Raw genomic sequence first — 23,410 nt, 5'->3', positions numbered from 1 at the left:
GAACCACAAAAAAACAAAAGGAGCCTGACTATTTTAAAGTCAAGCCCTTTGTAAGGTTACAAAATTTAAACGGTTACTTCCGTTCTTAATTCCGGTTGTATTTTATTTGATCTTTTTTGCCATATAATCACTTTCGTTTCCAAGTCTGTCGATGGCTTTGATGGCTATGGCATTCAGCTTTTTACCATCTTTAAACTTAGGAATATCTTTTGAAAGAGTATCCAGCGTTAAGATTTCTGTTTGCCATACTCCGTTGTACTGGGTGAAAAGTACCCATTGGAAAACATCTGCTGCATTTTTAATACTCCAGCTTGTCTGGGCAAAACTTCCGTTATCTGCTATAAATAAGGTTGGCGTCTGCAGAGGAACAGCTTTGATCCATGGAGATTTAGGAATCAATGCTTTTTCACTGTACGGACCATTCTTCAATGCAGGAAGCATTCCCGGATTTTTGGAAAGCCCTGCAATACTCCAGTGAATTTCTCCGGCGTCATTTTTCAGGATTTTTCTTGAAATGTCAATCTGATTTTTGATTTCCGTCGGACGGTCAGATACTTTGATCTCAACGGTATTCAGTCCTGGCCACAAATGACGGTTCATGGTGTTTTCAGACTGCCACCAGCTTAATAAAGCTTCAAAACCTTGTCCTTTGGAATCGATCGGCCAGTATAATTGTGGTGAGAAATAATCTACCCAGCCTTTATTGAGCCATAATTTGGCATCTGCATACAGCTCATCGTATTGTGAAGATCCTACAATCCCTGCCGGGTATCCCGGTTTCCAGATTCCGAACGGGCTGATCCCAAATCTTACATTATTTTTTTCGGCATGAATTTCTTTATAGATACGTTCTACAAATTTATTCACATTATCTCTCCTCCAGTCTGCTCTTGACAGGGTTCCTCCACTGCTTACATAGGCATTCCAGGTTGCGTTATCCGGGAAATCGGCCCCTTTATTATAAGTGGCATATGGATAGAAATAGTCGTCAAAATGAACGGCATCAATATCGTATCTTTTTACGATGTCTTTTACTACATTCGACACGTGACCCTGTGTTTGCGGGTTGGCAGGATCAAACCAGTACATCCCATTTTTCAGCCTTACAACAATATCGGAAAGTTTATTGGCCATTGAAAGTTTGTTCACTGTACCACCATTGGTATGATGGGCACGGTAAGGGTTCAGCCATACATGAAGCTCCAGGCCTCTTTTATGGGCTTCCGCGATCCAGAACTGAAGAGGATCATAGTTTGGATAGGGAGCAGTTCCTGTTTCCCCGGTCAGGAAATAAGACCACGGCTCAATATCACTGGTATATAAAGCGTCTGCTGAAGGTCTGATCTGGAAAATAGCCGCATTGAAGTTATTATCTTTCAGCATATCAAGCATGCTGATTGCTTCGGCTTTCTGTTGTTCTACGCTCAGGTTATTTCTGGAAGGCCAGTTGATATTGGCTACACTGGCAATCCATGCTCCTCTGAATTCTCTTTTGATTTCAGGAAGGGTGGTTCGGAAGGTTTCATCAGCCGTATTACCTGTAGTAGGTTTAGGTACCGCTGTCTGGTCTTTAGGTTTAGGAGGGTTGGTATTAGGTCTTGTTGTATTCTTAGCAGGCGGGGTTTTCGTCACGTTGTTCTGAACAGAACATGAGGTAGTGTATGATGCAAAAACGCCCAATAAAACGATAAGTTTTAATTTATTCATTCTCATAGCCGCAAAACTACTTTAATTTATATTTTATTACTTGGGATATTTTTTTGAAAAAATAAACAATTTTTCCTGTTTTCTAGAAAAAAAGCCCCGAAAAATTCGAGGCTTTTCTATATATTTTAAATTTAAATCGTGAACGATTAAGCTTTCGCTGATCTTTCCACTCTTTTTCTTTCTTCTTCTGAAAGGATTTTCTTTCTCATTCTGATGAAGTTTGGCGTTACCTCAATGGCTTCGTCACCCTGGATATATTCCATACATTCTTCAAGAGAGAATAAGATTTTCGGAGCAACACCAGTATCTTTATCTTTTCCGGAAGCTCTCATGTTGTTCAACTGTTTTGCTTCTACGATGTTTACTACCAAGTCTCCAGGCTTGTTTTGCTCACCGATGATCATCCCTGTGTAGATTTCCTCACCCGGATCAACGAAAAACTTCCCTCTATCCTGTAGTTTAGCAATAGAATATTCTGTAGCAGGACCTGTAGTTTTGCTGATCAATACTCCGTTGTTTCTTCCAGGAATAGCTCCTTTGAAAGGCTTGTATTCTGTGAAACGGTGTGCCATGATAGCTTCACCTGCAGTAGCTGTCAACATCTGAGAACGTAGTCCGATCAAACCTCTTGAAGGAATTTCAAACTCCATGTGCTGCATCTCCCCTTTTGTTTCCATAATGTGAAGATCTCCTTTTCTCTGGGTAGCCAAATCGATTACTCTTGAAGCAAATTCTTCAGGAACGTCTACTACCAAAGATTCATAAGGCTCACATTTTTCACCATCAATTTCTCTGAAGATAACCTGTGGCTGACCAATTGTCATTTCGTACCCTTCTCTTCTCATAGTTTCGATCAAAACAGATAAGTGAAGAATACCTCTACCGAATACAAGGAAAGTGTTGGCATCATCAGTCTGCTGAACTCTTAATGCTAAGTTTTTCTCTAATTCTTTTGTTAATCTTTCTTTCAGGTGATTGGAAGTAACATATTTACCATCTTTACCGAAGAAAGGTGAATTGTTGATAGAGAACGTCATGTTCAGAGTAGGCTCGTCAATCGCTGTTCTTTCCAATGGTTCAGGATTTTCAAGATCTACGAAAGAATCTCCGATCTGGAAAGCATCGAAACCAACCACAGCACAGATGTCTCCTGCTTTTACTTCAGTTACTTTTTTCTTTCCTAAACCTTCGAAAACGTAAAGTTCTTTTACTTTTCCTTTTACAATTTTACCTTCTGCCTGTGCAAGACCGATCCATTGAGATTCTTTGATCTCACCTCTTGTCACTTTCCCGATGGCAATTCTTCCTAAGAAAGAAGAGAAATCAAGAGAAGTAATCTGCATCTGAAGGTTACCTTCTGTTACTTTTGGTTCAGGAACATATTGTAAAATACCATCCAATAATGGTAAAATATCTTCAGTCTGCTCTAGTGAAGTGTTGAACCAACCTTGTTTTGAAGACCCATAGAATGTAGGGAAATCCAATTGCTCTTCTGTAGCATCAAGGTTGAAGAACAAATCAAATACTTTGTCGTGAACTTCGTCAGGACGACAGTTTGGCTTATCTACTTTGTTGATAACCACTAATGGTCTCAGTCCTAATTCCAAAGCTTTCTGAAGTACGAATCTTGTCTGTGGCATTGGTCCTTCGAACGCATCCACCAACAAAATAACTCCGTCAGCCATTTTTAATACTCTTTCTACTTCTCCTCCGAAATCGGCGTGACCAGGAGTATCGATTACATTAATTTTTGTGTCTTTATAAGTAACAGAAATATTCTTGGATAAGATGGTGATCCCTCTTTCTCTTTCAAGATCATTGTTATCCATAATTAATTCCCCACTCTCCTGATTTTCTCTGAAAATGTTGGTAGCGTGGATGATCTTGTCAACCAAAGTTGTCTTTCCGTGGTCAACGTGTGCGATAATCGCAATATTTCTAATGTTTTGCATATAGGATTTTTACGGGTGCAAAAATAGTGATTTTAAATGAATTAATTAAAAAGTTTATGCAATATTTAACAATTTCATAATGAGAAAATTAGATTATTTTCTGAAAAAACGTCTGAAAAAATATAAGTTGGAAGCCTCTCCTACCCCTTTATTTCACCTATAATCACAATAAAATTCATGCAGAAATATATTGTATTTATTCTTTTTTCTAAAAAAAACATCTTTTGAAGAACGAATATCTGTCTGTATCAATGTCTTATAAATCGGTACAGCAATACAACATCAATTAAGAGCACCAGAAAAAATTTAACCAGAAAAGATTTTTTGGACACTTTATGATTGAAGAGGATCATTCCGGAAGCAGCTCCTATCGCTCCGATAAGGGAAAGTCCCAGAAGAGCATTCTCAGAAATTCTCCACTGGTGTTTTTTGGCTTGCCATTTGTCAAACCCAAAGACTCCGAATGTAATAAGGTTAGCGATCAGCAGAAAAGGAAACATCTACAATTAATTTGCTGCAAAAATAGAGTTTAATTTAAAGATAGAAAAGTCTGCAGGTTCATATCTAGGTTTTGAGATTTTTTAAGCATTATCAAAGTAAGATTTTCTTACATTTGCCTTCCAAAAAAAACAAATCAATGACAGTACATGATCTGGCAGGAACTTATTCTATTAAAGGAAGCAATCAGGAGGAATCTGATCAGCATTCTTATAGTGGTATATTGACTTTATCTGTTGATGAAAACAACCGGATTGTTGCCCAATGGATCATCGGTGATCATATACAAAACGGAACCGGATTCTATAAAGATCAGATCCTGGTCCTCAACTTCAACTATGAAGGGGGTGATCATACAGTATATAAAGGTGTAGCAGTGTACCGCTGCCTGAATAAAGATATTCTGGACGGATTCTGGTCTGAAAAACATGGCAACCCTTTATATCTGGGAAGCGAATATTGTGTACGTGTTCAGAATTCATGGATTTTTAATTGATTCCGGCTGCATTATTTCAAAAATATCCTAATAAAAAAGTGACCTCTAGAGATCACTTTTATTTTTTGCTTAAACTGTGAAGGTTTTATTTTTTAATAAATTTCTTGATAATGGTATTTCCGTCATGATGAATTTCAATATGATAAGTTCCTTCTGCAAACCATGAAACATTGATCTGATTTCCTGCCCCTCCTGTCTGAATCAGCCTGCCTGCAGAATCCCATATAATATAGCTATTAATAGGTGTTTTTGATCTTATATAGAGGTAATTTCCTGTAGGAATGGGATAAATTCCAAATTCATCTTCGTCTTTATTGTCACCAGGTGTTCCCGTTTCTATGGGTGTTTTATCAATAATTCCTGTAAGTTTATAATAACTAAGACTCGTTGTAAACCCTGAGCTATTGCTATAAATTCCAAATTTAGGGTCGTTATCAATCTCAGTCCAGGTTAGGCCTTTATCCAGGCTATACCTTGTTTTTTCTCCGGCAGCCAAAAGAATATCGCTATTGGGCACTTTTATAATATGGAAATTGGCACTCCCCGTTTCTATCTTTCCCTGAGTCGTCCATGTCAATCCGCCATCGGTTGTTCTATGAAGTTTCCCGGAGTTATATTCTACCATATAAGCATTATTTTCATCTTCAAGAGTAAAAGGTCCCATGCTATCTGCGAAGACCCCCGTCACACCGCCATAAATGTAAGGTGATGAAACTACAGACCATGTAAGTCCTTTATTATTGGTTTTAAAAATCCGCCCGCTATTTGTGCCAAACCAGAAAGTATCTTTATAAGAGGAAACAAAACCAAAAAGATGCGCCCCTGTCTCATATCCGATCGTTGAAGGAATATGGGCAGGATCAACTTTTTGCCAGCTGTCCCCTGCATCTGTAGTTCTATAAATTTTAAACTTTTGAGAAGTATCTTCCCGGCATATGACAATTCCATTTTTGTCATCAAAAAAGTGAATGGAATAAGGGTAAGTATCAAATTGTCCTGTAGTCTTCCAGGTCATGCCACCATCTGATGTTTTAAAAACTTTTGCATAGGAATCTTCTATTGCGCACAAATAAAGTCCCATGCTGGTTGAAAGAGGCGTAAATCCCAAAAAAGTAAATCCATAAGGCTTAGTGCTTGCCATCGCAAAAGGAAAATACCCTTTGGTTGACCAGGTATTTCCGCCGTCTGCACTTATTGAAAAGCTCATTGCCGTTGGCTCTTTAAAGGGGATCGATCCATCACAAAAAGTAGCCCAAATAAGTTTTTTTTCACCCAGAAAAATCGCAGAACGGTAAGGAAAGCCCGGAGGCGGTGTGGGAGAAATTTTTGTCCATGTAAGTGGCTGTGCGTTCAGAATTATTGTCCATAACAGCAATAAAAAAAGATAAATTTTCGTCATGATTATGTAGTTTTGAATATTATCCTTAAATAATTAAGAATTGGCTAAAATTAATAAATAAAAACCAAATTAAACATCATAAAAAAATAGTATTATCAGTGAAATACAAAAAACAAACAAATCAGACTTAAAATTAAAAGCCAGATTTTTTTGAACACCCAACCCCGATAACCGGAAAATAACAAAAGCTGCCTTGAATAAGACAGCTTTTCGTTATTAAACGTGTAATAACTTATTTTTTAGCTTTTACATCGATATTGATCTCGATATCTTTGCTGATCATCCATTCTGCAGGATCCGCTTCTGAAGTACCAAACTTGATTCCCCAGTCTGTTCTGTTTACCGTAAATTTAGCCTGAATAGCCGCTGTATTATCAGCTACATCTACTTTAGCAGGGAAAGTAACGTTCATTGTTTTTCCTAATAATGTAAGGTTTCCGCTTACTGTTTTGTTAGCTCCTGCAACAGCATCTTTTGGTGCTTCTTTCAAATCTGCCACACTTGTAATTTTAAAGTCGGAAACAGGGTTTTTCTCTGTATCAAAGAAATCAGCACTCTTAAGGTGAGCTTCAAGTTCTTCAGGTTTTTTATCTTTTTCTGTTACTGAAGCCGGATCAACTTTGATAGAAGTCATATCAATATTGAAGTTACCCGCTACAACCTGTCCGCCTTCAATGCTTAAATCACCTGATTTTACATTAAGAGTTCCCCAACGAGGAGCAAATCCTCCTTTGTGAAAAGCCTTCCAGTTTACCATAGAAGTTGCAGCATCTACTGTCAACATTTCTCCTTTGCTTTCAGCAACAGCCTGCTCAGTAGCTACTGCTGTATCCGTTTTTTCTTTACTATTACATGATGCTGCCAGCAATCCTACTGCTACTAATGCGATTACACTAATTTTTTTCATATTATTGAATTGTTTAAAAAAGTTTATTCATTGTTTTCGGGTACAAAAGTAGAAAAACTCTGTCTGGGTTTCCTTAACATACATCAAGAAATGGATATTTCATTTTTTTTTTCTTATTCAGAGTATCTTATTATTCACTTTTTCCTACTGATTACAACCTGTATCTCCCTTCATCAATCAAGGCCTATCCATTTTGAGATTTAAATATAAAAAAGTTTATTCAAAGAATACTCTCATTTGTTTTCAAAACACCTGTAAAAAAGGCTTTATTGTATTCATTAAAAAAAACATAGAAAAAATCACAATTATTAAAAACAAATATTAATTTTACATTAATTAATCAATAAAAATATTTTTTAACAAAAATAAATCAAAAATACAAGCAAATAATTAAAAACAATTTAAAAAATAAAACAAAAACAATTAAATATTATAAATTCTACTATACCAGACCATTAAACACAAAAAACGACAAGCATCTTTCTATTATCAATCCTCAGTAAAATTTATTAAAATATGAAGATGTAAAATTCAATTGATAAAAAAACCATATCAGATATGAAAACAACATTATTTCCTGATAGAAAAATCTATAGCTTATTGATTTTTCTATTTTCAGTTTTTCATTATTCTTTACTGAATGCCCAGTCTCCTCCTACCTGTGCCGGCACATGGGGCCCTCCTATTGTTAATCAGACTTTCGGACAGGGAAATGCAACCAGCGATTGGTACGGGCCATTAGCAAGCTACGCTCCCGGCGCGACTACTTCAACAACTTTTGTAGGAACGGCGGGCCCTTCCGGAGGAACTTTATCAGATGGGTATTCCGGATTAGTAAAAACCCCCAGCATAGGAGGCAATGGCTTTTTAAACTCTCCTGACCACACCGGAAATCCGAACGGACTCATGTTACTGATCAATGCACCTTCTACTGCTGCCACTGTTTTTTTTGAATATGTGATGAATAACCTATGCTCCAATACCACATTAAAGCTTTCTCTATGGATCCTTAATGTAAATCCTCCAGGCACCTGTGGTACCGGATACCAGTATCCGAATGTGACGCTTCGTGCTGTGGATCCTGCTACAGGAAATATTTTAGGGACCTCAGCTACAGGAAATATTCCTACCAGCAGTACCTGGACAGAATATTCTATTGTTTTCAACAATTCTTCGAGTTCATCGGTAAAACTTCAATTTGTGAACAATTCTGTGGGAAATGGCTGCGGAAACGATCTGGCTATTGATGATATTACGGTATCTCCCTGTATTCCTGCAACAATTCAGGCCATACCTAATGCCAGCACTACATTATGTCCGAATAAAAATGTTACGGTAGGCCTTACAGCAACTCTTACCGGAAGTTCATATAATCCCGCTGAATATCAATGGCAGTACAGTAATAATTCCGGAGCAACATGGACGGATCAGGGAGCTCCAACCACCAATCCGAATCATACTTTCAATTCAGCAGGACAACCACCGGGCAATTATTGGATAAGATTTAAGGTTGGGCCCCAGGGTTCTTCATTAAATCCACAGTGTAACGCTATAAGCCAAACCACCGTAATTACTGTTGGAGCTCTACCCATCGCTAACAATGCTGTTATTGAGTCCTGCTATATTGAATCTAATCCTTCTACCGCCTCATTCGACCTTACATCCGCCAATGTAACCAGCCAAGCGGGCAATATCAAAAACTATTACCCCTCTTTAAATGACGCCACGAACGGAACCCAGGAAATAACCAATCCTTCAGCCTATATTTCTTCTCATAATAGTAATGTTTATGTAAAGGTAACCAACAGTAATGGTTGCTTTGTCATTGTGAAAGTCACATTGGAAGTTCTGCCCCCTATTCGTTCTTCTGTATTGGTGGATCAATATATCTGTATTGAAAATACAACTGAACTGGATGCCGGCCCCGGCTTCAATGGCTATGAATGGAGCACAGGAGCTACCACACAAAAAATCACGAATGTAGGCATAGGGACTTACTGGGTAAAGTTAAAGACCGGAAATTGTATTACCAAACAAACGGTCTATGTCTATGCATCTCCTCAGCCTGTTATTAAGTCTATTGATATTTCAAATAACACAGCAACAATCAATGTTATTGGAGGGAAACCGCCTTATCAATATGCCTTAGACAAGCCATCCAACTGGCAGAGTTCGAACATTTTCAATAAGCTTTCAAGGGGACAGCATTTATTCTATGTAAAAGATTTCTATAACTGTGTTCCTGTTGATGTGGAAGTTACCGTTCCCAATTTAATCAACGCCATTACCCCCAATGGAGACCTCACCAATGATGTGATCGACTATTCTGCTCTGGAGTACAAGAAAAACCTGATCTTTGAAATTTATGATCGTTATGGCAATAAGCTTTATACTGCCGACAAAGTCAGAAATTTCACTTGGAATGGCACCGCATCCGGTAAAAAAATTCCAACAGCCACTTATTGGTACACCATCTCCTGGAATGAGAATAATAAAAATAGTACTCCAGTGCGATACAACGGCTGGGTTCTTGTGAAAAACAGAGATTAGTATTTTGCCATATCATTACGCCGGACTACTTTGAAATCTAGTCTGGCTTTTGTTTTTCAGAAATTGGTGCATGGCCTGCAGAAATTACTAGACTTGTGATAAATAACTACTCTGGGCATTGTATTTTGATCTAATAATTTACTATGAGGAGCTTTCAAATTTTAATAACGTTGCGATTATCTACAACTTGTAAATTAATAACGTATAAGCCTGCTTTTTGAAATAAAAATGACAGTTATTCAAAATAATTGTTTAAATTCACAATACATAAAATACTAATAATCATGGAAAATTTAAGAAAAATTACAAGAACCGGATTGAAATCAATTCAAGGAGGAATAGAAAGATGCATTCAGGACTGCTTCCAGGAAGGATACCGAAAATGCTGTATCAAAGGAAAGCCTTATGTATGCATTCCGACTAACCAATTGTGTGCATAAAATACATTGAGTATAAATTTAAGACCATTTAGTAGATGGTCTTTTTTTATTAATAGCTTTATAATTAACCACAACACACTTCCAAAATAAAGCCCCTGAATTAACGTTGTGAACTGCTTTCAAAATTTAATATCTTTGTGATTAAGCACAACTCAATCAACTTTTGATCCTGATGATCTGGAGTTGTGAACTGCTTTCAAAATTTATTATCTTCGTGATTAGTCACAGCGCTGGATACTACTATATCCCTGGTGCAAATGTTGTGAAGAGCTTTCAAAATTTATTATCTTCGTGATTAGTCACAGCACGAAGATTCCGTGGACGCCCTAGACGTCGGTTGTGAAGAGCTTTCAAAATTTATTATCTTCGTGATTAGTCACAGCTGACTGGAAAGTCTTAGCTAATGGTTCAAAGTTGTGAAGAGCTTTCAAAATTTATTATCTTCGTGATTAGTCACAGCGAAATAATCATGCTGCCATGCACGCTTTCTGTTGTGAAGAGCTTTCAAAATTTATTATCTTCGTGATTAGTCACAGCGTTGCCTTTCTAAGATCATTGATAGTAGTAGTTGTGAAGAGCTTTCAAAATTTATTATCTTCGTGATTAGTCACAGCTTCCTGAAGGTGTAAATACCGAGAAAGCCAGTTGTGAAGAGCTTTCAAAATTTATTATCTTCGTGATTAGTCACAGCGTAGAGCAAAAGAGTAGTTTTTCATACAATGTTGTGAAGAGCTTTCAAAATTTATTATCTTCGTGATTAGTCACAGCGGATTTTCAATCGGTAACAACGATTTTTTTGTTGTGAAGAGCTTTCAAAATTTATTATCTTCGTGATTAGTCACAGCCTATCTATCTGGCTGAATAGATCATAAGTGGTTGTGAAGAGCTTTCAAAATTTATTATCTTCGTGATTAGTCACAGCCTTCTTCAGAAAATTGATGATGAAGGTATTGTTGTGAAGAGCTTTCAAAATTTATTATCTTCGTGATTAGTCACAGCCAAGTTCAGCTTTATAACCGATTGGAGTCCGTTGTGAAGAGCTTTCAAAATTTATTATCTTCGTGATTAGTCACAGCCCGCATTAGAATATCTTTGCGATAACGGTAGTTGTGAAGAGCTTTCAAAATTTATTATCTTCGTGATTAGTCACAGCATATTTAGTTTTATAAACACAGGAATTCTTGTTGTGAAGAGCTTTCAAAATTTATTATCTTCGTGATTAGTCACAGCTGTAAGTCCTGATACCCTACTGTCTGCACAGTTGTGAAGAGCTTTCAAAATTTATTATCTTCGTGATTAGTCACAGCTTTTCGGTTGAAAACCTCTTGTTTGAATATGTTGTGAAGAGCTTTCAAAATTTATTATCTTCGTGATTAGTCACAGCTTCTGCTTTGTCTTTTACATATCGCGCTTCGTTGTGAAGAGCTTTCAAAATTTATTATCTTCGTGATTAGTCACAGCGGTCTTACATTCCAATACCTCACGAATTACGTTGTGAAGAGCTTTCAAAATTTATTATCTTCGTGATTAGTCACAGCTTCGAATTTGTTAATCATTGATTTCTTCATGTTGTGAAGAGCTTTCAAAATTTATTATCTTCGTGATTAGTCACAGCGAATCCGTTTAAATATGAATCTCTTTCAATGTTGTGAAGAGCTTTCAAAATTTATTATCTTCGTGATTAGTCACAGCTATTTCCCGGCAGGGAGTCACGGAAACGTAGTTGTGAAGAGCTTTCAAAATTTATTATCTTCGTGATTAGTCACAGCTTCTCTTTGTCTAATCCATCAAGGAAATAAGTTGTGAAGAGCTTTCAAAATTTATTATCTTCGTGATTAGTCACAGCTATGAGTGGGAAAAATATAAAAGTACCGGCGTTGTGAAGAGCTTTCAAAATTTATTATCTTCGTGATTAGTCACAGCGTAGAGCAAAAGAGTAGTTTTTCATACAATGTTGTGAAGAGCTTTCAAAATTTATTATCTTCGTGATTAGTCACAGCTTTAATGACTTCATTTTGTTTGATTGTTTAGTTGTGAAGAGCTTTCAAAATTTATTATCTTCGTGATTAGTCACAGCGCTATGAATATTAATTATAATCCCTTCCATGTTGTGAAGAGCTTTCAAAATTTATTATCTTCGTGATTAGTCACAGCTCTAAAACTTTGGTTGTTAAAACGACTGTCGTTGTGAAGAGCTTTCAAAATTTATTATCTTCGTGATTAGTCACAGCAAAAACAGGTCTTAAAATGACATTTAAATAGTTGTGAAGAGCTTTCAAAATTTATTATCTTCGTGATTAGTCACAGCTTAATATCATACTTACTATTATCCTTAATAGTTGTGAAGAGCTTTCAAAATTTATTATCTTCGTGATTAGTCACAGCCCTTCATTCTGAATTGATGCATAAGGCAGTGTTGTGAAGAGCTTTCAAAATTTATTATCTTCGTGATTAGTCACAGCTTCTGTACATTATTTACCTGTGCAATGACTGTTTTGAAGAGCTTTCAAAATTTATTATCTTCGTGATTAGTCACAGCAACACTATTTAAGTAAAAGCCGTGCCCTTTGTTGTGAAGAGCTTTCAAAATTTATTATCTTCGTGATTAGTCACAGCTGCGTCGTCTATCTGCTTGTTAGTGTAGAAGTTGTGAAGAGCTTTCAAAATTTATTATCTTCGTGATTAGTCACAGCGTAGAGCAAAAGAGTAGTTTTTCATACAATGTTGTGAAGAGCTTTCAAAATTTATTATCTTCGTGATTAGTCACAGCGGATTTTCAATCGGTAACAACGATTTTTTTGTTGTGAAGAGCTTTCAAAATTTATTATCTTCGTGATTAGTCACAGCCTATCTATCTGGCTGAATAGATCATAAGTGGTTGTGAAGAGCTTTCAAAATTTATTATCTTCGTGATTAGTCACAGCCTTCTTCAGAAAATTGATGATGAAGGTATTGTTGTGAAGAGCTTTCAAAATTTATTATCTTCGTGATTAGTCACAGCCAAGTTCAGCTTTATAACCGATTGGAGTCCGTTGTGAAGAGCTTTCAAAATTTATTATCTTCGTGATTAGTCACAGCCCGCATTAGAATATCTTTGCGATAACGGTAGTTGTGAAGAGCTTTCAAAATTTATTATCTTCGTGATTAGTCACAGCATATTTAGTTTTATAAACACAGGAATTCTTGTTGTGAAGAGCTTTCAAAATTTATTATCTTCGTGATTAGTCACAGCTGTAAGTCCTGATACCCTACTGTCTGCACAGTTGTGAAGAGCTTTCAAAATTTATTATCTTCGTGATTAGTCACAGCTTTTCGGTTGAAAACCTCTTGTTTGAATATGTTGTGAAGAGCTTTCAAAATTTATTATCTTCGTGATTAGTCACAGCTTCTGCTTTGTCTTTTACATATCGCGCTTCGTTGTGAAGAGCTTTCAAAATTTATTATCTTCGTGATTAGTCACAGCGGTCTTACATTCCAATACCTCACGAATTACGTTGTGAAGAGCTTTCAAAATTTATTATCTTCGTGATTAGTCACAGCTTCGAATTTGTTAATCATTGATTTCTTCATGTTGTGAAGAGCTTTCAAAATTTATTATCTTCGTGATTAGTCACAGCGAATCCGTTTAAATATGAATCTCTTTCAATGTTGTGAAGAGCTTTCAAAATTTATTATCTTCGTGATTAGTCACAGCTATTTCCCGGCAGGGAGTCACGGAAACGTAGTTGTGAAGAGCTTTCAAAATTTATTATCTTCGTGATTAGTCACAGCTTCTCTTTGTCTAATCCATCAAGGAAATAAGTTGTGAAGAGCTTTCAAAATTTATTATCTTCGTGATTAGTCACAGCTATGAGTGGGAAAAATATAAAAGTACCGGCGTTGTGAAGAGCTTTCAAAATTTATTATCTTCGTGATTAGTCACAGCGTAGAGCAAAAGAGTAGTTTTTCATACAATGTTGTGAAGAGCTTTCAAAATTTATTATCTTCGTGATTAGTCACAGCTTTAATGACTTCATTTTGTTTGATTGTTTAGTTGTGAAGAGCTTTCAAAATTTATTATCTTCGTGATTAGTCACAGCGCTATGAATATTAATTATAATCCCTTCCATGTTGTGAAGAGCTTTCAAAATTTATTATCTTCGTGATTAGTCACAGCTCTAAAACTTTGGTTGTTAAAACGACTGTCGTTGTGAAGAGCTTTCAAAATTTATTATCTTCGTGATTAGTCACAGCAAAAACAGGTCTTAAAATGACATTTAAATAGTTGTGAAGAGCTTTCAAAATTTATTATCTTCGTGATTAGTCACAGCTTAATATCATACTTACTATTATCCTTAATAGTTGTGAAGAGCTTTCAAAATTTATTATCTTCGTGATTAGTCACAGCCCTTCATTCTGAATTGATGCATAAGGCAGTGTTGTGAAGAGCTTTCAAAATTTATTATCTTCGTGATTAGTCACAGCTTCTGTACATTATTTACCTGTGCAATGACTGTTGTGAAGAGCTTTCAAAATTTATTATCTTCGTGATTAGTCACAGCAACACTATTTAAGTAAAAGCCGTGCCCTTTGTTGTGAAGAGCTTTCAAAATTTATTATCTTCGTGATTAGTCACAGCTGCGTCGTCTATCTGCTTGTTAGTGTAGAAGTTGTGAAGAGCTTTCAAAATTTATTATCTTCGTGATTAGTCACAGCTACTACTTCCGGGTGGACTAATCACCAGGTGTTGTGAAGAGCTTTCAAAATTTATTATCTTCGTGATTAGTCACAGCTTTTGCAGTTGGAAGCCCCGCACTGTTTTTGTTGTGAAGAGCTTTCAAAATTTATTATCTTCGTGATTAGTCACAGCTCTATGATATTGGCGTTGTTTGAAAAGACAGTTGTGAAGAGCTTTCAAAATTTATTATCTTCGTGATTAGTCACAGCTGTGAAAAATCTGTTGTACAACGCGCTATAGTTGTGAAGAGCTTTCAAAATTTATTATCTTCGTGATTAGTCACAGCTAAACTCATCATTATTAATCGCAGAATAGTGTTGTGAAGAGCTTTCAAAATTTATTATCTTCGTGATTAGTCACAGCTCAATACTATAACGCATGATACGAGGTAACGTTGTGAAGAGCTTTCAAAATTTATTATCTTCGTGATTAGTCACAGCATTATTCTATTATTTGATAAAGTGCGTCTAGTTGTGAAGAGCTTTCAAAATTTATTATCTTCGTGATTAGTCACAGCGATAGCAAAAATATGGTTGCTGGATAAGGAGTTGTGAAGAGCTTTCAAAATTTATTATCTTCGTGATTAGTCACAGCACTCTTGAAGAACTTAACAAAGTGATGGGAGTTGTGAAGAGCTTTCAAAATTTATTATCTTCGTGATTAGTCACAGCTTGACGACGGCAATTACGATTATAGCAATGGTTGTGAAGAGCTTTCAAAATTTATTATCTTCGTGATTAGTCACAGCCTCAAAATTTAATCCGTTGAAATTCAGCGGATTTATCATTTATTTAGGATTCAAAATTTAGAATAATTCGAGTTGCTGAAAGGTTGGTGGAGGTTCTTCTTTATTCCTAGCAAAAAAGATTTCTATATCGCCAAATTGTTTATCTGTAATGCACATAATGGCTACTTTCCCAGCTTTTGGAAGCATAAATTTAACTCTTTTAATATGTACTTCCGCATTTTCCCGGCTGGGACAATGTCTTACATACATTGAAAACTGAAACAAGGTAAACCCATCATCAAGCAAGCGCTTTCTGAACAAATTAGCATCCCGCATATTTGCTTTGGTTTCAGTTGGCAAATCATACAAAACTAATACCCACATGATCCTATATGCATTAAACCTTTCGGCATTCATAATAATTCGGGATAAGATATCAAACGCTTTTCACCTGTATAGCATTTATACAGCGACGAAGCTGTCATTTTTACAGCAATCAGAAGCGGCCGGGTTTTATCATCAATCCTTACATCTACGGTTGCAATTTTCAGAATATGAGCTTTAAACTCTTTATCAAGTTCTTCTGTTACTGGATTTCTCTCGAGCCATTGCATCACCAAGAGATCTACAAACGGACGAAATGGTTCCATCAGATCATCTGCCAGGCAATACGCATTGTATTTGTTCTTGTGAAAGATTCCTAATACTGGCAACAAACCTGTTTCCACAATAGCTCTTGCGACAATACTTCTGAGAACCGAATACCCGAAATTAAAAAACTGATTTGGAGAATCACCAAAACGCTGTCTCAGAAAGTCCAGACTGATCAGATATTTCCAGTAATGCTGCGCAGCAATACCCTCCATATTGCTCATATCACCGCTTTTCACATTTCTTTGGTACTCGATCATAGGTTCATAATAGTTTCCCAATCGCCTGAGCACTTCTTTTTGATTTTCAATTTTACACTCGACGGTTTGCTTCCACAACTGCTTCTTTAAGGGCTCACTAGCTTCCAACTGATCTTTTACGCGATCTGAATGTTCTGTATGTCCATAAATCGGAAGCATTATTCCATGCGGCAAATGATGAGCATCACAACTGATCACAACCACATTATTCCCCATCATTTTCTGGATCAGCTGATGAGAGATTGTGATCTGAAAGTGATCCAGCATCAGCAATCCCAGATCCTCTACCGAAACTTTACCTTTTAAGTCTTTGGTAGAAGGATCGAGGATATACATCTGCTCATCTTTAAGCTTCAGATATGCAGGGTTACCGATGTAAATAGAACGAGTGATCATAGTAATTCTCTAATATTCGCCTATCTGAACGATCTTTCCTAAATGATTAAGCCTTACTTTTACAATATTCCTTAATCCTTCAAGGCTTTTCAACTGTATATAAGTCATATTACGAAGTTCTTTCCGTTCTTCAACTGTTGTTTCCAAATGGTGTCTGAAAACAAAATCCCTGACAAAAGAGTTTCCATAACCGACCTTAGAAATCTTCTGAACTCTAAACAAGTGTCTGGAGATCTCCTCTAAATTTTGTTCATCCAATAAGTCAATTTCATTGGGATCAAAATCCTCATCGGGAAATACAAACATTTCATTTTGCTTCAGTGTCATCAAGAAACTATATCCTTTTTCTGAATTATAATCTTTATCCACGATTGGCAACCCTTGATTCACTCTTATTACCGCTTCATAAAATGTGACCATCTTATCATCAATATTTCCATTTTCATCCAGGTAAATTGCCAAATGATGGTTATTTCCCGTACTTACAAAATCAACAGGAACTCTACCTCCATTATCATCCAGAATCTCCTTGCCTAAATGATCTTTTTTAAAGTGCAGTGCCTCCGCATTGCTTACTCCTGTAATGGTTACTGTCTTTATAGCTACTCCCTTATCTTTATTTAACCAGATGGGGTCTTTATCCAGATTGGAAAATGCTTCTTTTGCATTTCCATTGAATCTGTCGAGACGGTCTTTCAAAATTCTTCGGATTCCAATATCTGTTACTTTTTCCAGATTTTTATAATCTTTAAAGTTTTCTGGACTAACGGCTTTTCGAATGGTATATCCTGTTGTATACCAGGAAAGGTTAACTTTTTCAGGCAGTATATCAGTCTTTGAGTCATTCAGATAAACAGGATTTTTATTCACTGCATTTTTACCGGCAAAAGCTTTTTTAGGATCATTCCCATTTTCCAGCAATCTATTCAGCAACACATTTCTGTATATTGGATTAGTAACCATTAATATTGTTTGCTTATCAAATTTTGCAGATACTTTTTCTTCTCTGGTTTGTAAGAATTTTCTGCTTCCGTATATCGTTTCTTTATGAAGCTGCCCTCTTGGGGTTAGTTCTGATTTCTTCTGAAAACCTCCTTTTTTCTTGCTTTTATTGATATTAGAAGTAACTACTTTATTTTTGGTTTTATGAGAAACCAACACTTCCTTCAAATGTTGTTTGGCCTTATACCGGAATTGATCCAGAGGTGTTTTGAACCTTCTTACCTTTGAACCATTCTTTTTCTCTATAACTTCTGTAATTACATTTTCTATGGCATAAATATTCTGGTGTTGTTTATGTTTTTCATCTTTTCTGGCATTAAGATAATTGAGGTACTGAATATGATTTCTGGTAGTAAAAGCGACTGTTAAAGCATCCATTGCGTGATGACGATGATCATTGCGTTTAGTCCAGTCCTGAATAATTTCTTTCTCCTCTCCTTTCGAGTTTTTAACCATCTCAGTCAGTCCCAGTTTTCTATATTTATCCAGATTAAGTTCTTTCATGACATTGACAAGATCCCAATCTTCCCTTAGTCTATCCGTAATACTTCCTGAGGTAGAAACTATAGAATTGGTAATTCCAAAAAGAATTTCTTTGGCTTTTCTGGCAATATACTGAGTATCTCTTAAATCCCGTTCTATAAATCCATCTCCTATTTCTGTACCCTTTTTCTTTAGTTTTTCATATTTTGCTTTGGAAATATCTCCTTTATCTGCCAAACTTTTGATAGCGTTCAAAAAATGTTCTTCTCTTTCGGCTCCTTTATTAGACATAAAATCATATCCGGTCAGGTTCCCTTTATCAAGATTTGCCTGTCGTGGAACTAACACTTTATTCGAAAAACTATCATCAAAGAATCTAGACTGCGGAATGATATGGTCTATATCATATTTCTCGGTAAAAAGATTCTCTTTTTCTATTTTTGTATTGGTATACAGATCTTTAAATCCATTACCCGCGAGTTCCATATACAGCTTATATCGGATAATATCATTTCTGGACGGATTAACCACTCCAAATTCCTGCTTTAAAACAGCTGCATATTTTTGGTGAAGGAGAGTTGCATCATTGATGCTTTTTGTCATATCTTCACGTTCCTTGGCGCTTTTTTTCAATTCTCTTGCCAGCTCTATTCTTACCCCATTCAGTTCTCCATATTCTGAAATTGTAGCATTCACAAGATTGATCATCTGATTGAGAACTTTTTCAACAACAGGATTTCTCAGTGAATTTTTAGGTAAAACTTCCAATTGTTTTTTAAGTTCTCGCTTATCAAGGTCTTCTCTGGTCCAAGAATGTTTAGAATGATTATACCCAGCAAGAACACATGCATCACTGTATTTATTTTCTTTACTATAAGGATAGATTCTTCTCATTGCCTTAGCACTAAGATTACCATATTCTTGCGGAAAAACGATTGTTGATAGCACCTTGGAATGCTCTTTTTTAAAACCAAATTTCTTTTCCAGTAGTTCGTACAACCTTTCATTCCCTGATGGGGAATCGTCTCCCTCATAAGAATACATCAGGTGCCAAAATTGATATGAAGACTGATTTTCAAAATCTTTCTCTTCAAGTTCCGCATTAAAATCAAGGATAGAAGTATCAATAGCATTTGCATCAAAAATCTCTCTTACTATTTTCTTAATTTCGGAAGCAGAAGCTTTCAACTCAGGCAATTTGGCTTCGTCTTTGTCTTCTCTTATTTTTAAAAGTTCAAAAACATTATATCCTTCAAGTTCAAGTATTTTCAAAAAGGCCTCATACAATCTTTCATTCGTTCTGTTGCCTTCTACGACTCTAAAATTAAGTTTGGTATCTTTTGAAGTAAAGCCTAAAAGCTCAAGGCATTTCTGTGCATTAAGATTCCCCTTAATATTCAACTCACTGAAAAGCCGCTCTTTTTCTTCAGGATCTAAAAACCTTCGTCCCTCATCATTCTTAATTTCTATATTATTAAGAATCTGCCAGATTTTAAACTCCTGAAATAAAGGTGAAGACTTGGGAGTCACTTTTAATCCGATCCGTTTTCTTTTCTTTTTCCCGTTTTCTTCAATCTCTATTTCCCGGCTTTCAAATTCACAGAAACTAATTAATCCTTTTTGTGATTTCAGTTTCCTTTGGTAGAAAATAACAACATCCCGGATTTCTTCTTTCAGTTCTTTGGTTAATTGAGAATGGAATTTTGACTGTACTTCCCAAATCTTTTCAAATTCGTCCCAATAATCCTGACGGTAAAATACCTGATTCTTTAAACGGGTATGAGGGTTTACAGAAAGTTCTTCATAAAGATACTCTCCTATGGTCTGTCCTTTAAAATACAATTTTTTGCTCCTGTCACTTATCGCTCCCAGGTATCCACTGGAATTATTAAGGTTATTATTGATTTCCGTAATCACATAAGCAACTTCCTTGACATCTAATTCCTGAGAAAGTGCTTCAGCTCTCCATTGATAGGCCTGAAGTTTTTTTTCTTCCCTTGTTCCCTTGTTATCAGCAGTATAAATTTTATAGTGACTCAGAAAAATAGCAGAGGTTGCTCGCTGTCCTTTTCCTTCAAGTTCTTTTTTGAAAGTATCAGTTAGAATATCGGGATGAAATTTTTTCTGAAATTCCCAAACCCTATCCAGCTCATTCTGAAGATCTGATCTATAAAAATCAGGAACCTGTTTTTTACCTTTTTTCAACAGATCATGTACATATTGTCCCGGGGTATAGTTTTTCTCGTACAGTTCTTTTGCTATTGTCATTCCGTCAATTGCTTTCCCTTCGTCATCATTCTGAACCTTTCTACTGCTTCTGTATCCCCTTTTTTTATTGATCAGAAAAAGAACTCTTGCCAATTCATCAAACTCAATTTTATCCTTGGCAGCTTTTGCCCTAAGGTATTGTGTCTGAAAAGTGGAGTCTGAACCTGTTTCAGCCAAAATTGTATCGCGTGTTATAATCTTATAATGAATCAGAATATCCAGCAAGTTTTTTCTTCTCAGTTTAAAACGCTGAAGATTTCTGCGGGCACTTCTTGCCAAAGTTCTCACCGCATTTGTTGTAATAGACTTTCCTTTCTCAAAATTAGTCTTCTCATCTATCGTTAAGGGATTAACTCTTACTCCTAATTTTACAATTCTATTATTTTCCGGATTCTCGGTATCCTCTTCCACCAGAGCCCATCCGATAGAAGAAACTCCTAAATCCAAACCTAAAATTCTTTTCACCATAGCAGTTTGTTATTAGTATTTCATAAATGTAAGAAGAAATAAAGAATATCATTTACGGATTCCCGTATTGTATTTCAATTTCGATTTTATATCTTTGACTTAATAAATTTTGAAAGCACTTCACAATAAGGATTATTCCGTTGTGAAAACATTCAAGGCGGGGAAACTCGCCTTTTTTCGTTTTAAAAACCCTATTTTAGCTATCCGAAAAACAAATAATGACGACCGTAGCATTTATACAGAAGCAGCTCAATATTTCTGAGAAGAGCATCAACAATACTTTACAATTATTAGCAGAAGACTGCACCATCCCTTTTATTGCCCGTTACCGAAAGGATAAAACCGGAAACCTGGATGAAACCCAGATCGAACAGATTGCGAAAATCAGCAAACAGTTTGAGGAGATTGTAAAGAGAAAGGAATCTATTTTAAAATCTATAGAGGAACAGGATGCGTTAACTCCTGAACTTCAACAAAGAATTGAAGACAGTTTTGATCTTCAGGAGCTGGAGGACCTCTACCTGCCTTTCAAAAAGCGTAAGAAAACCAAAGCGGATGCCGCTAAAGAAAAAGGACTGGAACCTTTAGCCAAGATCATCATGAGCCAGAAGAATAATGATCTTATGTTTCTGGCTTCAAAGTACCTGAACAATGAAGTGGCCTCTGAGGAAGAAGCACTTCAGGGAGCCAGAGACATCATGGCAGAATGGATCAATGAAAATATGTATGTCCGTAAAAACCTCCGTCGGATATTTCAGCGTAAGGCCGTAGTGACTTCTAAGGTTGTAAAGGCTAAAAAAGACGAGGAAGATGCCCAAAAGTTCTCTCAATACTTCGAATGGGAAGAAAACCTGAGCCGAACTCCTTCTCACAGGCTTCTGGCGATGTTGAGAGCAGAAGCTGAAGGTTTTGTGAAGACGAATGTAGGGATTGACAAAGATGAAGCGATCGATTTCATAGAAAAAGCAATCATTAAATCGAATAATGAAAGTTCTGAGCAGATAGCGATTGCCATCAAAGACAGTTATAAAAGACTTTTGGAACCTGCCATTTCTAATGAAGCATTGCAGGAAGCTAAGGAAAAAGCAGATCAGAAAGCGATTGAGATCTTTTCTGAAAACCTGGGCCAGCTGCTATTAGCCCCACCTTTGGGCGAAAAAAGAATTCTGGCCATAGATCCGGGATATAGAAGTGGTTGTAAAGTGGTGTGTTTGGATGAAAAAGGGGATCTGCTCCATAATGAAACCCTCTACCCTCACGCTCCCCAAAATGAAAGCGGAATGGCGATGAAAAAGATCCGTTCGATGGTGAATGCCTATAATATTGAAGCTATTTCTATCGGAAACGGAACGGCGAGCCGTGAAACGGAATTCTTTATTAAAAAGATCGCTTTTGATAAGCCATTGCAGGTCTTTGTAGTTTCAGAAGCGGGAGCCTCTGTTTATTCTGCAAGTAAGATTGCCAGAGATGAATTTCCAACATATGATGTAACGGTGCGTGGTGCGGTTTCAATTGGGAGAAGACTTTCTGATCCGCTGGCAGAGCTTGTAAAAATTGATCCGAAATCTATCGGAGTGGGACAATATCAACATGATGTGGACCAGACTCAACTGAAAAACGAACTGGATTCTACCGTGATGAAATGTGTAAACTCGGTAGGAATCAATTTAAATACAGGCAGTAAGTCTCTGTTGAGCTATGTTTCCGGAATCGGAGAGAAAATGGCGGAGAATATTGTGAATTACCGTGCTGAAAATGGGGCTTTTGAAGACCGAAAGCAACTGAAGAAAGTGCCAAGACTTGGCGAGAAAGCATTCCAGCAGGCAGCAGCTTTTGTAAGGATTTCAAATGCTAAAAACCCACTCGATAATTCGGCAGTACATCCCGAAGCTTACGGAATTGTAGAAAAAATGGCCAAAGATCTTGGCATTAAAACGAATGAACTGATTGCCAATAAAGAAAAAATTGCTTCGATAAAACCGGAGTCTTATATAACAGGAGAAATCGGAATTCTGGGGATCAAAGATATTCTGAAGGAGCTTGAAAAACCAGGACTGGATCCCCGAAAAGCGGCGAAAGTATTCGAGTTTGATCCGAATGTAAAAAGCATTAAGGATTTAAAAGCAGGAATGATTCTTCCGGGAATTGTCAACAATATTACCGCTTTCGGATGTTTTGTAGATCTGGGAATTAAAGAAAGCGGACTGGTTCATATTTCTCAGCTGAAAGACGGCTTTGTATCTGACGTCAACGAAGTGGTAAAGCTTCACCAGCATGTAAGGGTAAAAGTAACGGAAGTGGATGAAGCAAGAAAAAGGGTTCAGCTAAGCATGATTCTATAGTTGATTGGACTAGGAAGCCAAAAGAAGGAAGAAGGAAGCTATTTAAGTCGTAAATACCACTGTCTGGCTTTTCTATATTTTGAAAATGACAGTTTTATTCATGATCAACTGTAATAAGACGGACAGTGACTTCCAACTTCCTGCTTC

General features: G+C 36.5%; 12 protein-coding genes and 1 CRISPR repeat array. Of the genes, 4 read left to right on the top strand and 8 right to left on the bottom strand.

The window, feature by feature from the left end:
* Positions 1-102: 102 nt before the first annotated feature.
* From AC106K_RS23840 to AC106K_RS23830, 3 genes are all read right to left on the bottom strand, one after another.
* Positions 103-1,713: a glycoside hydrolase family 10-like protein gene (locus AC106K_RS23840; protein WP_482448037.1), complete on the bottom strand. Its 1,611-nt coding sequence runs from the start codon at positions 1,711-1,713 to the stop codon at positions 103-105.
* Positions 1,714-1,853: 140 nt separating this feature from the next.
* The gene (typA, locus tag AC106K_RS23835) at positions 1,854-3,659 is read right to left on the bottom strand and encodes a translational GTPase TypA (RefSeq protein ID WP_047098508.1); all 1,806 of its coding nucleotides are present in this window, start codon (positions 3,657-3,659) and stop codon (positions 1,854-1,856) included.
* Positions 3,660-3,907: 248 nt separating this feature from the next.
* Positions 3,908-4,159, bottom strand: coding sequence for a DUF1294 domain-containing protein (locus AC106K_RS23830; RefSeq protein WP_185289678.1), 252 nt, complete (start codon positions 4,157-4,159; stop codon positions 3,908-3,910).
* Between the two features lie 137 nt (positions 4,160-4,296).
* Between AC106K_RS23830 and AC106K_RS23825 the strand changes: the two genes are divergently transcribed.
* The gene (locus AC106K_RS23825; RefSeq protein WP_482448034.1) at positions 4,297-4,653 is read left to right on the top strand and encodes a hypothetical protein; all 357 of its coding nucleotides are present in this window, start codon (positions 4,297-4,299) and stop codon (positions 4,651-4,653) included.
* Between the two features lie 85 nt (positions 4,654-4,738).
* On the opposite strand, the gene AC106K_RS23820 is transcribed toward AC106K_RS23825, so the two are convergent.
* The gene (locus AC106K_RS23820) at positions 4,739-6,052 is read right to left on the bottom strand and encodes a T9SS type A sorting domain-containing protein (protein WP_482448033.1); all 1,314 of its coding nucleotides are present in this window, start codon (positions 6,050-6,052) and stop codon (positions 4,739-4,741) included.
* A 232-nt stretch (positions 6,053-6,284) separates the two neighbouring features.
* Positions 6,285-6,959 (bottom strand): YceI family protein, encoded by a 675-nt coding sequence (locus AC106K_RS23815; RefSeq protein ID WP_047098534.1) that lies wholly within the window; start codon positions 6,957-6,959, stop codon positions 6,285-6,287.
* 558 nt (positions 6,960-7,517) lie between these two features.
* On the opposite strand from AC106K_RS23815, the gene AC106K_RS23810 reads away from it, so the two are divergent.
* Both AC106K_RS23810 and AC106K_RS23805 read left to right on the top strand, forming a co-directional pair.
* Positions 7,518-9,509 (top strand): T9SS type B sorting domain-containing protein, encoded by a 1,992-nt coding sequence (locus AC106K_RS23810; RefSeq protein WP_482448031.1) that lies wholly within the window; start codon positions 7,518-7,520, stop codon positions 9,507-9,509.
* A gap of 284 nt (positions 9,510-9,793) precedes the next feature.
* Entirely contained in the window at positions 9,794-9,949 is a 156-nt protein-coding gene (locus AC106K_RS23805) for a bacteriocin-like protein (RefSeq protein WP_482448029.1), read from the top strand.
* 105 nt (positions 9,950-10,054) lie between these two features.
* Positions 10,055-15,414: direct repeats of the CRISPR family, unit length 47 nt; unit sequence GTTGTGAAGAGCTTTCAAAATTTATTATCTTCGTGATTAGTCACAGC.
* A gap of 57 nt (positions 15,415-15,471) precedes the next feature.
* Here AC106K_RS23805 and cas2 read toward each other — a convergent pair.
* From cas2 to cas9, 3 genes are read right to left on the bottom strand one after another with little or no spacing between them, the layout of a single operon-like run.
* Positions 15,472-15,810 (bottom strand): CRISPR-associated endonuclease Cas2, encoded by a 339-nt coding sequence (gene cas2 / locus AC106K_RS23800; protein WP_482448027.1) that lies wholly within the window; start codon positions 15,808-15,810, stop codon positions 15,472-15,474.
* The gene (cas1, locus tag AC106K_RS23795) at positions 15,807-16,700 is read right to left on the bottom strand and encodes a type II CRISPR-associated endonuclease Cas1 (RefSeq protein ID WP_482448026.1); all 894 of its coding nucleotides are present in this window, start codon (positions 16,698-16,700) and stop codon (positions 15,807-15,809) included. Before cas1 ends, cas2 begins: the two co-directional genes overlap by 4 nt.
* 9 nt (positions 16,701-16,709) lie before the next feature.
* Complete coding sequence (gene cas9 / locus AC106K_RS23790) at positions 16,710-20,918, bottom strand: type II CRISPR RNA-guided endonuclease Cas9 (RefSeq protein WP_482448111.1); 4,209 nt, start codon at positions 20,916-20,918, stop codon at positions 16,710-16,712.
* A 221-nt stretch (positions 20,919-21,139) separates the two neighbouring features.
* Between cas9 and AC106K_RS23785 the strand changes: the two genes are divergently transcribed.
* Positions 21,140-23,263, top strand: a complete 2,124-nt coding sequence (locus AC106K_RS23785) for a Tex family protein (protein WP_482448025.1) — start codon at positions 21,140-21,142, stop codon at positions 23,261-23,263.
* The last annotated feature ends 147 nt before the right edge of the window (positions 23,264-23,410 follow it).

It is taken from the genome of Chryseobacterium sp. FR048, from assembly GCF_056844665.1.
This window is presented reverse-complemented; position numbering and strand designations above follow the sequence as displayed.